At 36.3% G+C, this 16772-nt stretch carries 8 protein-coding genes; 2 read left to right on the top strand and 6 right to left on the bottom strand.

Going from position 1 to position 16772, the window contains the following annotated elements; all coding sequences use genetic code 11:
- Positions 1 to 4: 4 nt before the first annotated feature.
- On the bottom strand, positions 5 to 1084 hold the full coding sequence (locus tag U9K52_RS18865; protein WP_322927739.1) for a glycoside hydrolase family protein: 1080 nt from the start codon (positions 1082 to 1084) through the stop codon (positions 5 to 7).
- A gap of 232 nt (positions 1085 to 1316) precedes the next feature.
- Between U9K52_RS18865 and U9K52_RS18870 the strand changes: the two genes are divergently transcribed.
- Positions 1317 to 1796: a hypothetical protein gene (locus tag U9K52_RS18870; protein ID WP_322927741.1), complete on the top strand. Its 480-nt coding sequence runs from the start codon at positions 1317 to 1319 to the stop codon at positions 1794 to 1796.
- A 336-nt stretch (positions 1797 to 2132) separates the two neighbouring features.
- Here U9K52_RS18870 and topA read toward each other — a convergent pair whose 3' ends face one another.
- From topA to U9K52_RS18895, 5 genes are all read right to left on the bottom strand, one after another.
- Positions 2133 to 4706: a type I DNA topoisomerase gene (gene topA, locus U9K52_RS18875; RefSeq protein ID WP_322927743.1), complete on the bottom strand. Its 2574-nt coding sequence runs from the start codon at positions 4704 to 4706 to the stop codon at positions 2133 to 2135.
- A 51-nt stretch (positions 4707 to 4757) separates the two neighbouring features.
- The gene (locus U9K52_RS18880) at positions 4758 to 5906 is read right to left on the bottom strand and encodes a hypothetical protein (RefSeq protein WP_322927745.1); all 1149 of its coding nucleotides are present in this window, start codon (positions 5904 to 5906) and stop codon (positions 4758 to 4760) included.
- Between the two features lie 106 nt (positions 5907 to 6012).
- A complete protein-coding gene (locus U9K52_RS18885) occupies positions 6013 to 10707 on the bottom strand; it encodes a T9SS type A sorting domain-containing protein (RefSeq protein WP_322927746.1) in 4695 nt (1564 codons plus the stop codon).
- Positions 10708 to 10788: 81 nt separating this feature from the next.
- On the bottom strand, positions 10789 to 11928 hold the full coding sequence (locus U9K52_RS18890) for an EpsG family protein (RefSeq protein WP_322927747.1): 1140 nt from the start codon (positions 11926 to 11928) through the stop codon (positions 10789 to 10791).
- Positions 11925 to 12929, bottom strand: coding sequence for a hypothetical protein (locus U9K52_RS18895; RefSeq protein WP_263602120.1), 1005 nt, complete (start codon positions 12927 to 12929; stop codon positions 11925 to 11927). The genes U9K52_RS18890 and U9K52_RS18895 overlap by 4 nt, the downstream gene beginning before the upstream one ends.
- 174 nt (positions 12930 to 13103) lie before the next feature.
- Between U9K52_RS18895 and U9K52_RS18900 the strand changes: the two genes are divergently transcribed.
- Positions 13104 to 16754 (top strand): MMPL family transporter, encoded by a 3651-nt coding sequence (locus U9K52_RS18900; protein WP_322927748.1) that lies wholly within the window; start codon positions 13104 to 13106, stop codon positions 16752 to 16754.
- Positions 16755 to 16772 lie beyond the last annotated feature (18 nt).

The raw sequence follows: 16772 nt of genomic DNA on the forward strand, positions 1-16772 counted from the left end.
TTTTTTAAATCTCAAAAACAAAAGTGGTAGAAGTCTCAAAATCTCCTCCTTGGGTAGCGCCAAACAAAAACCGCGGCGTTTCTCCGTCTTTATCCAGCAAAAGCATCGGCCTTTCCAGCCTGCCGAATCTTTTCAGGTGAGCCGGAGGATTGGCTTCTTTAGTATAATACTGCATATTCAGGTAGGCCACCTCCGGTTTTGTCCAGCTGACTCCATCTTTTGTGGTAAGGTGCAGCCCAAATTCATGATTAAAAAAGCCCATGTCTCTGGCGATCATGTGAAATTTCCCATTTTGTTTCCAGACAAAAGCATCTTCAAGCTGAGCATTATTAGGCAATGATGAAAAATCAATCACAGGATTTTCTGAAATTTTCCTGTAAGGACCGAGCGGAGAATCGGCCTTTGCCAGACCGTATTTCCTGTTTCCTCTGACCGGGCCTTTCTGGGTTTCATACTCATGGGTGTTCCAGGATTTGTAGAAGAGCCAGTATTTTCCGTCGTTTCCTTTTACGAAAGCAGGATTCGTAGTACAGTGATCGTCCCAGGAACCTTCATTTCCGGGAAGCAGCAGCGGCTGGTCAGGCCTTGTCCACGGTCCGTCAATACTGTCTGAAATCGCAAGCCCAATTCTTTTGGTATTGGTTTTTCCATTAGAATTTCCCATGAAAAATAACAAATATTGATTACCCACTTTCTTAATTAAAGGATTATGACAGGTCGTTGCATCCCAAAAGCCTTCCCCTCGCGGGACCAGAATTACCTGTCTATGTTCGAATGTATCAAATGGAGAATTGGCTTCGGCGCGACAAATCTCAGATCCGTTGAGCCAGCCGCCCATTCCCTTTTCCTTTTTCCATCGGGAATAGAAGAGATGAACTTTTCCGTCTTCCCCCCAGATTGGCGAACTGCACCAAATGTAGTAACCTTCCAAAGCGAGTGATCTTCCAATAGGTTTCAACCTGAAATAAGGCTTTTCTTCTGAGGACAGTAAGCCTGTAAAAGATGACCCCAACAATACGGCAGCCATTCCCAACGCTGAGGTCTGAAGAAATTCTTTGCGGGTGAAGTTTCCTGATTCTTTCATTTATTTAATTTGATATAAGCTAAAATAAGAGAAAGATCTTCAAAGAGTATCCTGCGCATGAGGGTATGTTTGTATATAAAGCAATTTAAAAACTTTATAAAGAATGACTGATCTTTGAAGAAAATGAATCAAACGCACAACGGGTTAACATAATAATATTCAATGATTATCATGATTTCTTTTTCTGAAATTTTCTTACTTTTAGCTGTTTAACAATTAAAAATCACAAACGATGAGCACACAAAACCAGATCAGTGTAGAAATTCCTCAGTCTGTTATTGCAGAGGTGCATCAAAAACTACAGGAATGCAAAGCACTTCTTGCGCCTTACTTACAGGCCTTAACCTCAGCAGAAAAAGAATCTATCTTTAAAATGGGCGACAAAACGGTGGCTACCGTGCAAAAGGTAAAAAGCTATATGGCGACCAATCCGGAATTTATCCCCAACTACATGAACGCAACAGAATTTCTGAAAGACGAAGCTTTGGTAACAGCACTTGATCCCCTCGGAAATCTGGCGACCCAGCTGGCTTCCGACATTAAAGACACAGTAATTCTTGCGGGAAGTGAAGCTCTGGCCGCTGCGATGTTTTATTATGGTGCTGCAAAAGAAGCTTATGACAAGGGAGTTCCCACCGCAGCCCCAATTTATGAAGATCTCAGTCAGCGATTTATAAGAAGGAGCTATAAAAAGCTGCCTAAAAAAGAATAATTGCTGCTCTATGATTTACAAACGACCCTTTTAGGCTCAACGTCCAGCCTAAAAGGGTCGTTTTTCATGCAAAAAGGGTGAATTTTCATGCAAAAAGGCTCATCGATGAACCTAAAAGGCTCAACGTTGAGGCAAAAAGGGTGAAAAATCAGGCTTTTTGCCTAGGTTTTGAAGGTAAAAGACTGGTTAATGATTATAAAAGGTTCGTTTGTGAAGCTCGCAGGCATTGAGTATTACAATTTTAAATAATACTAATAGGTATTTTAATCTCCCTCTCTTCATTAAATAAAAAAAGCACAGACTAAAAATCTGTGCTTCATATTTTATAAAACTATTTTATTTCTTCGCTGCCGGTTTTTTAGCTGCAGGCTTTTTTGCTGTTGCCGTTGTCTTTTTAGCAGCTGTCTTTTTCGCTGCCGGCTTTTTCTTCTCAGCAAAAGCTTTCGGATCCTGATCGGTGATCCATTTTTTAACCTCATCTAAAGAAATTTCCTTCAGCTCTTCAGCATCATATTTGGTATCATCTGCTTTTTTCGGAATCTTGAACATCCCTTTTCCGAATTTAATGAAAGGACCCCATCTTCCGTTTTCAATGGAAATCTTTTCTTTTTCCCATTGCTGAATGTACCGGTTGGCTTCTTTTTCCAGTTTAGCATCAATCAATTCGTTGATATCACTTTGGGAAAGATTTTCAAAATCATACCGCTTCGGAACATTCACGAAAATATCTTTATACTTGATAAACGGCCCGAATCTTCCGGAACCTTTCGTTACAGGCTCACCTTTGTATGTTGCAATCGGTGCGTCTGCGATTTTCTTTTCATTGATAATTTCTTCCGCACGTTTCTGGTCTACCGAAAGCGGATCTTCCCCTTTAGGAATGCTGATATAGGTTTCGCCCCATTTCACATACGGCCCGAATCTTCCGACTCCTACGGAAACCGGCTGCCCGTCTACTTCGCTGAGATCAAACGGAAGCTTAAATAATTCCAGAGCTTCTTCAAGGGTAATGGTGGCGATGTTCTGCCCTGCCATTAATGATGCGAAGATTGGTTTTTCTTCGTCCTCCGTTTCACCGATCTGGATCATCGCCCCGAATCTTCCGATTCTGGCATGAACATTTTTGCCGGTCTTCGGATCAATGCCAAGAAGCCTATCGCCGGTAGCACGGTCTGCATTTTCTTCCACATCTTCGATTCTCGGATGGAATTTCGAGTAGAAATCCGTCATCATCTGCTTCCATTTCTGGTCGCCACTGGCAATTTCATCGAAACTTTCTTCTACCCTGGCCGTAAAACCGTAGTCGAGAATTTCTTTAAAATTGTCGGTCAGGAAGTCATTTACTACCTCACCGATGTCGGTAGGAACAAATTTATTTTTATCCCCTCCGAATTTTTCTTCAAGGACTTCTTTCTTTATTTTATCTTTTACCAAAGATATTTTTACCACTTCACGAATTTGTGGCTCGATTTCCCGTTTGTCCACATATTCACGATTCTGAATGGTCTGGATGGTTGGCGCATATGTGGAAGGACGTCCAATTCCCAGTTCTTCCAGTTTTCTTACCAATCCTGCTTCGGTATATCTTGCGCTTGGCCTGGTAAATTTTTCGGTAGCGGTAATTTTCTTATACTCCAATACTTCACCGATATTTACTTTCGGAAGCAGTTTTTCGTTGTTTTCCTCATCATCTTCTTCAGTTTTCACAATGCCGTATGCTTTTAAGAAACCATCGAAAATAATCACTTCACCCTGTGCTTCAAAGTTCTGTGGTAATTTGGCATTCCCGATTTCAATAACGGTTTTCTCAATTTTAGCATTCGCCATCTGCGAAGCCAGTGTTCTTCGGTAAATCAACTGGTATAATCTGTTCAGCTGAACATCACTTACCGTTTTCACCCCGAAATCCGTAGGACGGATCGCCTCGTGAGCTTCCTGAGCGGATGATGATTTTGTGGTATAATTTCGTGGTGAAGAATATGCTGCGCCGTATTCTGAAGTAATCTGTTTTTTTGCTCCTTCAATTGCTTCCTGGGAAAGGTTTACGGAGTCGGTTCTCATATACGTAATAAAACCTTCTTCGTATAATCTCTGTGCAAGACGCATGGTAGTGGTTACATTATATCCTAATCGCGAAGAGGCTTCCTGCTGCAGTGTGGAAGTAGTAAAAGGCGCTGAAGCAGATCTTGTTCCGGGCTTTGTTTCCACATTTAAAACCTTAAACTCTGTAGTTCTTGCAAGTTCTATGAATTTTTCGGCATCCTGTTCTTTATCGAAATCCTTCTTCAGTTTTGCCGCAATCTCCTGATCGGCTGCATTAAGGAAAATCCCGTCCAGCTTGAAGCTTGCTTTCGGAACAAACTCACGGATTTCTTTTTCTCTTTCCACAATTAACCTTACGGCTACGGACTGCACTCTTCCTGCAGATAATCCGGGTTTTACTTTTTTCCAGAGTACGGGAGACATTTCAAAACCTACGATTCTGTCTAATACCCTTCGTGCCTGTTGAGCATTAACGAGGTTCTGGTCAATATCTCTTGGGTTTTCGATTGCTTTTAGAATGGCATTTTTAGTAATCTCATGAAAAACGATTCTTTTTCTGTTTTCCGGTTTCAGCTTCAGCTCGTCGGCCAGATGCCATGCAATGGCTTCTCCTTCGCGGTCCTCATCGGATGCGAGCCAAACGATATCTGCTTTTTTCACGGCAGCTTTCAGTTCGGTCACCAGTTTCTTTTTGTCTGCAGAAACTTCGTAATCCGGGCTGAAGGTTGCCAAATCGATTCCCATTCCTTTTTTAGGAAGATCACGGATATGGCCGAAGCTGGATTTCACTTCAAAATCCTTCCCCAAATACTTCTGAATCGTTTTTGCTTTTGCCGGTGATTCGACGATTACTAAATTTTTCGACATTCTAAAAATTTTTGCAAAAGTAAAGTTTTTTTATTAGATAGGTTTTTGGAATTACATTTTATTTAATAATTCCAGCGGTGCTATAAACACTCTATACAATATTCCTTCAAAAGTAAAGCCTTTTCCGGACATCTCAACCCTGTAGATCAGAGAGAAAACAATAATGAATAAAACAGTATAGAATTTTCTGTTAATAACAATTGGTTCAAATACGTATGCAGAACGTCCTGTCCTTAGTAACAAAGCAAAAAGTACAATGATCATCATCATATGAATGTACATCCACCTTCCCCAGTCGATAGCCAGATAAAAAAGCGGAAGCGAGAATAGAAAAGCTCCAATTAATAAAATAGATATTACCTTTCTTTCTCTTAGAAACTTTAAATAATAATAAAGATGAAAAATATTAAAGCTTAGACTAATGAAATATAAAATATACTCGTTGATATGTTCTTTAATATATTCTCTCTCATTTATATTCCAGTAAAATATGCCATAAATGGGATGAATTCCTCTTGCTGAAAGAATTTCCAGCGATTTTCCCTCATTAATATTTTTCCCAAACAAGAATAAAAGAAGACATGGAATTCCAACAGAAAGAAAATATTTGAGATACCTTTTAAACTGAAATTTTCCGGTTTTTAAATACAGTGCGATGGCAAAATAAGGTATATAAAATAAAACGGCTTCATGCAAGAGGGTGGTTATAAGAAGTACACCACATACAGCATATTCCTTGTATTTTGAAAGTTTATCACGATCTAATATATAAACAAACCACGTAAATATCAGAAAGAGAATAAACTCTTTTTTTCCCACGTAAGTAACTGTATTGAGAAGCCCTACAAAGCCTATCGATGATAATAAGAGTGATAAATATAACAGGTCTGTAACTTTATAGCGGATGAGTTTTGTGTAGAGCAAAAAAAAGCCTGAAATAATGAGAAACTGAAAAAAATACACAAGATAATTAAGCCGTAGACCTGTTATATCCTGCAACAGGAAAAAGAAACTTCCGGATAAGCCTCTTCTTTTAAAACCTCCATCCTGATAATTAATGAGCCAGTCAGCAAGGATGTATCCGTCGTCTTTAAAATTGTAATAATAAGTAAATACAAGGGTATAAATTGCAGTAACCGCAATTAAAAAATAGAGGCATACTTTTATATTGAAGGATGCGAGGAACTTATTGGGTATCATAATGTGTTTTTGAGTAATTTAATTTATCATTTGCAATAAAATAATCTGGTCTGGTTCAAATTAAAAACCGGAAGAAATCTTCCGGTTAAATTATGAAATAAACTAATTATTCTTTAATAATTTTTATTACGTTTTCCGAATTATTAATTCTGATCAGATATATTCCCGTTGGTAAAGAAGATAAGTCAGTTTTTTCATCTTCAAATTTCCCCGACTTAATAAGCTGTCCGGACATATTATAAATCTGATAAAAATAATCTTTGTGATTATCTGATTTAATATATAAGAAATTTTTAACTGGGTTTGGAAATATTTGAGTTTTAGTATCTGAAACTTTTTCTTTAACAGCTACTTTTGTTAAAACATCTGCCTGTTTACCCGAAACTATGTTATTAACAGAAAGTCTCGGGGTAGGACCTTGCTCATTTCCATTATTATCATATTTCACTTTTACACATCTGCAACTTGCTCCGAAATAGGGATCATTTTTGTCATTGTAAGGAGTGAAATAATTTTTTTCAGGAATATTATTATTTATCTGAAACAAATAGCCGATCGGTCTGCCTCTGTAGTTAGAATTCAGTGCTGCACTCCAGAAAAGACTATAAGTACTATTAATAGAATTATAATTTGGAGTATCATTGGTTTCTACATTTCTGATTGCTCTAGTTCCGGTGAAAACAGGATAATTTCCTATTTGATAAATATTATTATAAAAATTAAATCCTGCATTCACACTGTTTGCCACTCTGATTCTGGTTCCTAAATAGTTATTTATTGTCTGATTAGTATCAACCCCTATTCCTAACCCTTTTTTATACCACGGTGAAACACCATAGCCACCACTTGGTTCAGAATTTGTGTAATCCGGAATTCTCCAGCCATCAGGACAGGGATCAAACGCAGATTTTTTTCCACCTCTACCCCAACGTTCTGCAGCCAAATTAGGATCCGGTGACAACCAGTCGGAACCGTTAGTATATCTTCCCGTTCCGTTTGGAGCAGGATCATAAGAAGAAAGTGTACTGGGTATCATAAATTCCAGCGGGTTTTTGACGGCATAAGCAAGAACTTTAGCTATTTTATCACCAGGTTTATCCGTAGATAATACATTAGCAGCATTACTATAAGAATTATAAGCCTTTGTATAGTCAGAATAAAATGTTGTCTCATTCAGTTCATTGTATGTTATCGTGCCATCGGCATTCACATTTCCTTTATAATATTTAACTGCATTATTATAATACACAGGAAATTGAGAATTTGCAGGATAAGCCGGCCTAAAGGTTGGAAAAGGATCTTTTCTTCCCCACTGATAATGCAGACCACCAGACAGAACAATTTGTTCTGCCACTCCAGGCTGTGCTTCAGGATTAAGATTATCTCCTGTTATTGTAGGAAATGTTTCTATTGCACCCAAATTTCTGTCCATAATTTCCGTTGACAATACGGCACTTCCGTTTACATAATTAACATAGTTTGGTGCGGCGGCTGTAGCCAGATCTGTTGTATAGGAAACGGAGCCAACAGGAGTATTTGTTACCCAAATATGCCAACTCCAATATACCGGATTAGTGATACTTCCATTGTGTAATGTAATAACCGCATTACCACTTTGATTAGGAGTAATTTTAATCTTAATATTTGTATTCGATAATACTGATAATGAACCCGGACTTGAATTATTAATTGAGATATTACTAATTAAAGAAGGATTGGTAGACCATAGTACGTTTGTTCTCAAATTATTAAAATTCAAAGGATTTAAAATATCGGCATTATTTAGCAATTGGCTTTGTACAGAAAAAGCTTTACTCACAGGAATCTGAATGGTGGACTCTTCACTACTTTTAACGATAGTATATGTATTTGGATTATTCAGTCCTTCTAAGTACTCAGATGTATCTTTAAAAAACTCTGTTGGAAAATCATATTTATTGACCTTAAATAAAGGATCTTTTATACATCTGCATCCATTGGCAGCAGATGTTTCTATTTTTCCCAAAGGATAATATTGAAATCTTCCTTTTATTGACGGAAGAGAAGCATCCGGAATATCTGGCTGGTCTTTGTCCGGAATCAGACGTAAGCCTCTAGCAAGTATAGCAGGAACAGCAGCACTAAATCTTGCCATAGTAGCGGTCCACAAATACGTTTCATGCTGATCCGTATATTGTCCTTCGTGATAATTTAGATAACCTTTAACAAGAACGCCTGTTCCAGGGAAAATTCCCATATTATTCCCACCGACATTACTAAAGTCCATTCCAATATTAGGATATACTTTTATCCCTTTCATGTAGGCTGGAGTATTATTATCATTAGGTTTAATAATGTGATATTTGTTGGCTTCAAAAGCATCAATACCTATATTACTTCTAATTCCGAAGGGGCTAAAGTCTACTCTTACATCGTCAGCATAATTACCATTTCCAAGATTCGCAACTAGTACAGAAGGTATTCTCCAGCCGTTAGGACAGGGGTCAAATACAGATTTATCTTTATAAGAGTTCGCTCCATTATCAGTATTATAATTGGTTTTTACTATACCTTTTGAGTTATCGGACCACAGATTTAGCTCTGTCATTCTGGGAGCTGAAAGGCCGGATGTCCCAAACCAGTTTACAGGAAGATCCGGATTATTATTATACAATGCTAACCCAGAATTATCATCTTTATTTATGTATATAATGCTCAATGGATTTTTAATAGATAAGCGAATGTTATTCGTAACCTGAGCATTTGAAAGAGGTATATATTTTATAAGATCATCAATTTTTTTCGCATTATTCTGCCAATTTTTAGCTTGCCTGTGTCTGATTCGCCCTACGGTTCCAGAAACTTCGTAAGCATCATTACCTTTAGTTATTAATGGAGGAATTGGATCTTTTCTTCCCCATTGGTAAAGGAGCCCACCATTCCTAATCCAATCATCTCCGGTGAGAGAGCTTCCTATAGCACCAAGATTTCTATCCATCCATCCCCAATCAGAATCAGGAATTAATTCTACTGTACCGTCACTTTTCTGTCTTTTAAGTCCTTCAAAACTTTTATACGAAGATCCGTTAGTAGGATCATCAGTAACCCATACATGCCATGACCAGAAAATTTCCCCGTTGATCTTATAAGCAATTACAGCATTTCCTTCTTTAGCCTTGTTAATAGGAACCTTTATTTTGGCATTCTCTCCGGAACCAATAATTTCAAGGCTATAATTGTTCCCCGATCTAATCAAACCGTGATTATCTTCCCAATACACTTCAGCCGTGGCGGTTCCTGATGGAACAGGACTTCCTCCGATAATATTATTATTACTCCACATTGCATATGCCTTTTTAACGGGAATATACAATCCATTATTCTCTTGATTAGGAACAAAAATATAGCTGTTAGGAGCTTTAGTCCAGTCCGCAATAGAATAGTCTGAAACCGCTCCGTCATTCACCTTAAAACAAGCTTGAGCACATTCGGAAGTGTCATCATAAACTGAAGTGGAACCGAAAACACCTGAATATTTGATGAATTTTGAGATCTCTTTCTCTATATCCTGCATAGATCTTTTGCTTATATATGATGTAGAAATATCATTACGTAATGCACCTACACCATATAAAGTCATTTCGGAAGTATTGGAAACAATTAGGTTTTCGGAACCTGGTCCTCTGCGAACACCTAAACCATTGGTATACCCGAAATAAGGAGCTCCATAATTACTTGTACTATCCGGTGTTAGATTTATGTAGGTCCCATCACTTTTGTAAATCCTCAACCCGGTTGAAATACTTGATACAATAACAACAGGCTGCTGATCAGGAATAAACTCAGCCAGATTCTTCCATGTTCTGTTATACATATTGAAATATCTGCTCTCTATAAAAGCAGGATTTTTCCAATTAAAATATCCCGGACCGTTAATTTCTTCAGGCCATTGGCTAAACTTAATAAAAAATCCGTTAGCTGAGAATTTACCTGCAAACATATACACAGGATCATCATAACTATACAGATAAGGAATTGGATGCGTTGAGCTTTCATTATAAATGAATTCGGGAGTAGATGCCAATATATCCGTAGTTGTACCATTATTCAAAAGTTTTACTGCTTTACTGCCATTTACTTCGTTTATCAAGTCTGAAGGATAAGTTGTTGAAAAGACTACATCATCCTTCTTATTATTCATTAAAACATTACTTAATTTATTCCAAAAATGAGCTGATGTAACCCTGTCTTTCACACCCAAAATTTTACCTGCATTATCCAAGATCAATGTTCCGTCTTTTTTGGGAGTCAAAAGCACTGTATATTCATTTTCATCAAGATCACATCCAGTTAATGTGTAATCACTCAACTTATAATGACTAATACTTTTCTCCCACGCAATACTATTAAAATTGTTTAGGTTTGTATCGGAACTTAATTCCACCTTCACATTGTAAGAACTCTGAGATGAAGCAGGAAGTTCAAAACGTGCCGTAAGATTTTCATTATACTGATTGTAGGAATATAACATCTTACACCATCCGGTTATCCAATTACCTTGCGAATCCTGATATTTGATTGATAATTTAACATGATCACTTGTAAAAGGTTTTGTAAACTTTCCAGTCATTACAACCAGTCCTTTCTCATTTACATTTTGATTAACGATAATAAGAGGATCCAGATCGTAATTAAATAGAACTTTTGTAGCAGAGGGAGTCGAAGAATCAAAGTTTTCATAAAATAGAAATACCGGATTGTTCCGTGAAAAGGAATAAATAAAGATTAAACTGCATATTGCAGCCAAAATTTTTTTCTTCATAATAAGTGTTTAAGTACTAAAGATTACTACTTGATAGTAAATTGATATTTAAAAAAATTGTTATTGTTATTCATATTACATTTACGGAAGAAGATAATTCTGATAAAGATCAATAGTAAAACGTCCTGCTTTTATATTGTTAAAAGCTGAAAAAACGATAAAATTAAAAACTACCAGTGCAATTATAAATATATAAATCAAGCCTTTCGTTCTGGCGGATACTACATACATTGAATTAGGAATAATGATATAGGCAAAACCGATAAACGCACCTGCGAGTCTTGAGGAAAATATAGGGTTATTCCTGAAAATAAAATAAAAACATATTCCCAACACCACATAAATACTATGATATTCGTAATAAGGGAATCTGGCTTTCATCTTATCATCAAAAACAAACAGAAAGAATGTAAGGATAGCCATCATAATTTCCGGTATACCAACCGCACCGTTAATTCTTTCAACAGATTCATCCAGATAACCGTTAAAGCCTATGGAGAGTGTATTGTCTGCTGCAACATTGTTCAAAAAACCTCCAAAAGATCTGTAAATTTCGAAAGGAGATAAAAACACAGAGACAATAATGAGAAAAAGCATCACATATTTATTTAATGGAATTTTTACCAGCCAGTACATTGGAAGGAAAATATAGCAAACATTATGAATACCACCAGCTAAGTAAATACAAAGTAAGTAGGCCCAGAATTTCCGTTCCTTTATGTATCTTATTCCGAAATAAACAATGAATGACCCTAAATTTTGTCTGATCTGGCCGCTTTCTCCAATAAAAAAGCCGGGAATAAACATTAAAAGCATAAAGGTAAATGGATAGAAAGTATTATCATCCACATATTCTACCTTAAAAAAAACAGCCAGAATCGCAATAACCAGAGTAACCATGTAAAACGGAGCACCAAATATATTGAGCAATATTTTATTGATGAGTACATACAGCCATTCCAATTCTACAGGTTGCGGACCTTCCCTTCCGATAGCACTCATCAAAATTGAAATATAATCTTTGACATCAGAATAAATATAAATTCCTTTATAACTTCCGTAATCAGGCCCCACATTATTTCGGAGACCTGCTATCATAATAAGATAAACACCCAAAATCCACAGCCATTTTTTTTCAACCTTACCATTAAATACTTCCAAACAACTGAAAATAAGCATATAAATCATCGCAATGATAAAATATGGATGCAGCAAGCTCATGGTTTGATTATTTGTATTTTAAATTGATAGGAAACAAAAATGAGCCCCGTAAGAATGATAGGAACAAACAGCCTGACTTCCCAAAAAAGTCCCACTACAGTAATCATAAGAAGATACGGAAGAGAAAAGAATATATATTTCTTTACCAGAGATTTTCCTTCCTCATTGCATAATTGATAGCAGAAATAAACACTTATAACCGCAAACATCAAACCGCTCATGTTAAACAGACTGGTAAAGTTCTGGAACAAATAGATTCCCTCCACCAAAGACACTTCCTGATTAATAATCATCCGCAGAGCGATGTAAGGAATTGCAAAAGCTACAGCCAATATGAATATTTCGTTCATAAAAGAAAAATCTTTTTTCTTCAGCTTTTCAAAATTCACAAAAACGGCAGCAAAAAAAGAAATAATAAGACACGCAGTTTCCCTTACAAATGTTGAAACTGCTATAACAATGATTAACAGAACAAAATCTGCCCGTCTTTTTTTCTGTAAATATTTAAAGGTGAGAATACATCCCGACAGGTAAAAGAAAATGGCAATCGAATCGCAATTGGTAGGGACATACTGCGTAATTACGAGAAAGAAAACAGCCAGCAAATGAAGCACTCTTCTGACAATGAGGGGCGTAGGCATCCCGGAAGTGCTGACTCCAAAAATTGAATTTAAAATGACAGAAGACAGCAGAAAAAAGAAACTGTTAATAAGAAATGTACTGTGATAAAATAATGTTCCCTGTTTCAAAAGAAAATTCTTCATAAATGGAACGTATGTATTAACAGTAGAAGTAAGAAGTTCTGTGCCATGTACACTCAGATAGTTAGGAATTACTCTGTAAGCATATACTGAAGAGAACATAAATGCCGGTGCTTTTTCCATTGTTTTAAGCCGTGCATAAGAAGATTCAAATCCATAGTAGGACATGAAATACAGCAGGAACGGAAGAATTATTACGAATAAAAATCCGTTTATTTTTTCATCATTTGTTGTAAACATAATAAATTCTAAGCAATGCTTAGTTTTTTTTATATTATTAATAGGAACTTCTGCAAATGTATATTTTTTTTCATTACGATTAAATATTTTATTGATTTTCAGATAAACTTATTATGAAAACACTTTGAACTAATCCTGAAAAATTTAAATTTGCAAACTTGATTTTACCATGTGATGCATCGTTTTTTCATCTTTTTATATTATCTCATTTCTAAAAATAAGCTTCTGTCTGTATTATTTGCAGTAGGAATTGCTGTGATATGCGGTTTCTTTGCTTCAAAAATCAATTTTGAGGAAGATATTAACCAGATTATTCCTAAAAATGAAAAATCAGATCTTACCGCAAAAGTTCTTCAGCAGCTTAACTTTTCAGATAAAATTATTGTTATTATTGAAAACCGGTCCGGGGAAGATAATTTCCAGCTTTCCGAAACGGCAGATGCTTTTCTTCAGAAAACAGAACCTTTACAAAAGTACATCAGCTCTGTTCAGGGAAAAGTAAATGACAGTGAAATATCCGAAACCTTTGATTTTATCAACCAAAATCTTCCTTTATTCTTAGATGAAAACGATTACACGGAAATTGAGAGAAAGCTCAATAAAGACAGTATTGCAAAACAGGTAGAAAACAACTATATCTCCCTGGTTTCTCCCACAAGCCTGGTGACGAAGGAATTTATCAAGAAAGATCCGCTTGGCATTACTTTTTTAGGGATAAAAAAACTCAATGCTTTAAACATCAGCAAGGATTTTAAACTTGAAAACAGCTATATCGTTACCAAAGACGGAAAAAATCTTTTGCTTTTTATCGATCCTAAAAATAAAAGCAACGATACCAAAAACAATGAAGCATTCATTGATCATTTAAATGAAATAAAAGATAACCTGAATAAGCAGTTCAAAGGGAAAACGGAAATCAGCTATTTCGGCTCTCCGGTAATTGCGGTTGCCAATGCTCAGCAGATCAAAAAAGACATCCAGAACACGGTACTGATTTCCCTAACTATTTTATTGGTGGTACTGATCTATTATTTCCGGAATTTCTTTACCCCGTTTATTGTATTTCTCCCGACGGTTTTTTCGGTATTGCTGGCTTTACTGATCCTGTATTTTATAAAAGATAAAATTTCCGCTATTTCATTAAGTGTAGGTGCCATTCTGATCGGGATTACGATTGATTATGCCCTCCATATTCTTACCCATTACAAGCACAACAATAATATTGAAGAACTTTATAAAGAAATCACACAGCCCATCATATTAAGCAGTGCCACCACGGCAATTTCGTTTCTCTGCCTGGTTTTGGTACGTTCTGAGGCGTTGAAAGATCTGGGACTTTTTGCCGCCATTACGGTTATGCTATCCTCTGTTATGGCATTAATTATTGTTCCCCAGCTCTACCATCCCAAAAAACAAAAAGACGCAAATACCAATTTTATTGATAGAATCGGGTCTTATCCTTATGAGAAAAATAAACCTCTGATTATCGGCTGTTCGGTGATCATCATGGCCTGCCTGTTTGGATTCCGGCATGTAGGATTTAACGAAGATATCGGAGATTTAAATTATATTCCTAAAGATTTAAAAATAACGGAAGCTAAACTCCAAAAGCTTTCCGACATTACTTCAAAATCCATTTACACGATTTCTTATGGCAATTCTGCAGAAGAAGCACTCTCCAAAAATTCGGAGCTGGGCCGGTTTCTTGAAAAGGAAAAGCAGGAGGGAAAAATATTAAGCTATAATTCTTTGGGAAAAGTTGTGCTTTCCGAAAAAGATCAGCAGAAAAAAATTGAAGACTGGAAAAAATTCTGGACCTCTGATAAAAAAATACGCACCGTTTCCGTGCTCATTCAAAATGGGAATCAATATGGTTTTAATGAAGCTGCATTCAATCAGTTTAATGATAATTTAAATAAAGATTACACTCCGTTAAGCCTTAAAGAGTATGAACAGATAAAAGCACTGCAAGTCTCTGAATTCCTGAGTGAAGAAAACGGATTTTATACTGTATCGAATGTTGTAAAAGTAGATGAAAGCAAAAGAAACGCTTTTATTAAAGATGTTGAAAAAAAACATGACGTTCTTGCCATCGACCGGCAGCAGATGAATGAAAACTTTCTGGGACTGCTGAAAAGCGATTTTAACACCCTGATCAATTATTCCCTTTTAGCCATTGTTTTAACGATCATTGTGTTTTTCAGAAATTTTGAACTCACGCTTCTCACCATGTTCCCGATTGTCCTTACCGGTATAGTCACGGCAGGGATGTTATATTTTCTCGGGTTAGAACTTAATATTTTCAGTACGGTGGTCTGTACATTGGTTTTCGGAGTGGGAGATGATTTCAGCATCTTCCTGACCCAAGCTATGCAAAAGGAGCATACGACCGGCAAAAATGAACTTCCTACATACAGAACGTCAATTATTCTGGCTGTTTTTACTACTATTTTATCAATCGGTTCACTGATCTTCGCCAAACATCCTGCCCTTCATTCATTAGCTCTGGTGGCTTTAATAGGAATGTTTTCGGTAATTGTTATTACGTCAACCTTATATCCTTTCTGGTTCAGATTACTTATTACCAACAGGGCAAAAAAAGGACTCTCTCCTATCACATTAAGGCTTTTTATACATTCGGTACTGTCTTTCCTTTATTACGGATTGGGAGGATTGTTTTTTTCTCTGTTTATCAGTCCGTTTACAAAGAATTCCAAAGGCGGAACTTTAAACTTTTTTAAATTTATTTCTGCGAAATTTTTAACTTCTGTCTTGTTTACCAATCCATGGGTAAAGAAAAAGATCATTAAAGCTACGGATGAAGATTTCAGCAAACCGGCCATCATTATTGCCAACCATACCTCATTCCTTGATATACTCGCAGTTGCAATGACTACACATAAGTTTGTTTTCCTTGTTAATGACTGGGTATACCAATCACCTGTTTTCGGAAAAATGGTGAGGGCATTAGGATGCTATCCTGTTTCCCAAGGTATAGAAAATGGTATTGATAAGTTAAAAGATAAAGTAGACCAAGGATATTCTCTCGCTGTGTTCCCGGAAGCAGAACGTTCCTACACAAACGATATTAAAAGATTTCATAAAGGGGCATTTTATCTTGCTGAGCAATTCGGATTGGATATTGTACCGGTTTATATTCACGGAAATTCCGAGGTATTGCCGAAAGGAGATTTTATCATTTACGACGGATCCATTACCGTAAAAATTGGCGAAAGGATAAAAAAGGAAGATGAAAGCTTCGGGAAGAATTATTCTGAACGTACCAAAAAGATTAACGCTTACTTCAGAAAAGAATTTGCCATTTTGCGAAATGAACTCGAAGATGAAAATTATTTTAAGAAAAAACTGTTTTTAAGCTTTTTATATAAAGACAATGAAGTGGTGAGCGCCGTTAAAAAAGATTTTGAAAACAATAAATCAATCTACTTTGAACTCGGCAAGCATATTCCGAAGAACGCGAATATCCTTCACATCGCAGACGATTTCGGGCAGAAAGACATTCTGCTTACGCTTCAGCAGGCAGAAAGAAAAATATTCAGTTTCATAAAAGATGTTGAAAAAAGACAGATTGCCCAACAGAACTATCTGGTCAAAAGAAGAAAAATCAGCTACATCAATGATTTTGAAGAAATCACAAAAAACATTGACATCCTGTTGATTTCAGATGAAAACTTCAGCATCAATGCATTGGAAAAACTTCCTGAAACCATTATCTTTTGTAATGCAAAAAATAATATATTAGATAATGCTGAATATTCATTAAAATTCAGTTATGGATCATTAAAAATATTTACTTCACAATAATAAATATGAAAAGCATAT

Source organism: Chryseobacterium sp. MHB01 (genome assembly GCF_034651565.1).
Lineage (GTDB): Bacteria > Bacteroidota > Bacteroidia > Flavobacteriales > Weeksellaceae > Chryseobacterium > Chryseobacterium nepalense.

What these genes read in the sequence shown, in the direction of transcription:
- U9K52_RS18865 (WP_322927739.1), bottom strand. Translation starts at nt 1,084, where the DNA reads ATGAAAGAATCAGGAAACTTCACCCGCAAAGAATTTCTTCAGACCTCA.
- U9K52_RS18870 (WP_322927741.1), top strand. Translation starts at nt 1,317, where the DNA reads ATGAGCACACAAAACCAGATCAGTGTAGAAATTCCTCAGTCTGTTATT.
- topA (WP_322927743.1), bottom strand. Translation starts at nt 4,706, where the DNA reads ATGTCGAAAAATTTAGTAATCGTCGAATCACCGGCAAAAGCAAAAACG.
- U9K52_RS18880 (WP_322927745.1), bottom strand. Translation starts at nt 5,906, where the DNA reads ATGATACCCAATAAGTTCCTCGCATCCTTCAATATAAAAGTATGCCTC.
- U9K52_RS18885 (WP_322927746.1), bottom strand. Translation starts at nt 10,707, where the DNA reads ATGAAGAAAAAAATTTTGGCTGCAATATGCAGTTTAATCTTTATTTAT.
- U9K52_RS18890 (WP_322927747.1), bottom strand. Translation starts at nt 11,928, where the DNA reads ATGAGCTTGCTGCATCCATATTTTATCATTGCGATGATTTATATGCTT.
- U9K52_RS18895 (WP_263602120.1), bottom strand. Translation starts at nt 12,929, where the DNA reads ATGTTTACAACAAATGATGAAAAAATAAACGGATTTTTATTCGTAATA.
- U9K52_RS18900 (WP_322927748.1), top strand. Translation starts at nt 13,104, where the DNA reads ATGCATCGTTTTTTCATCTTTTTATATTATCTCATTTCTAAAAATAAG.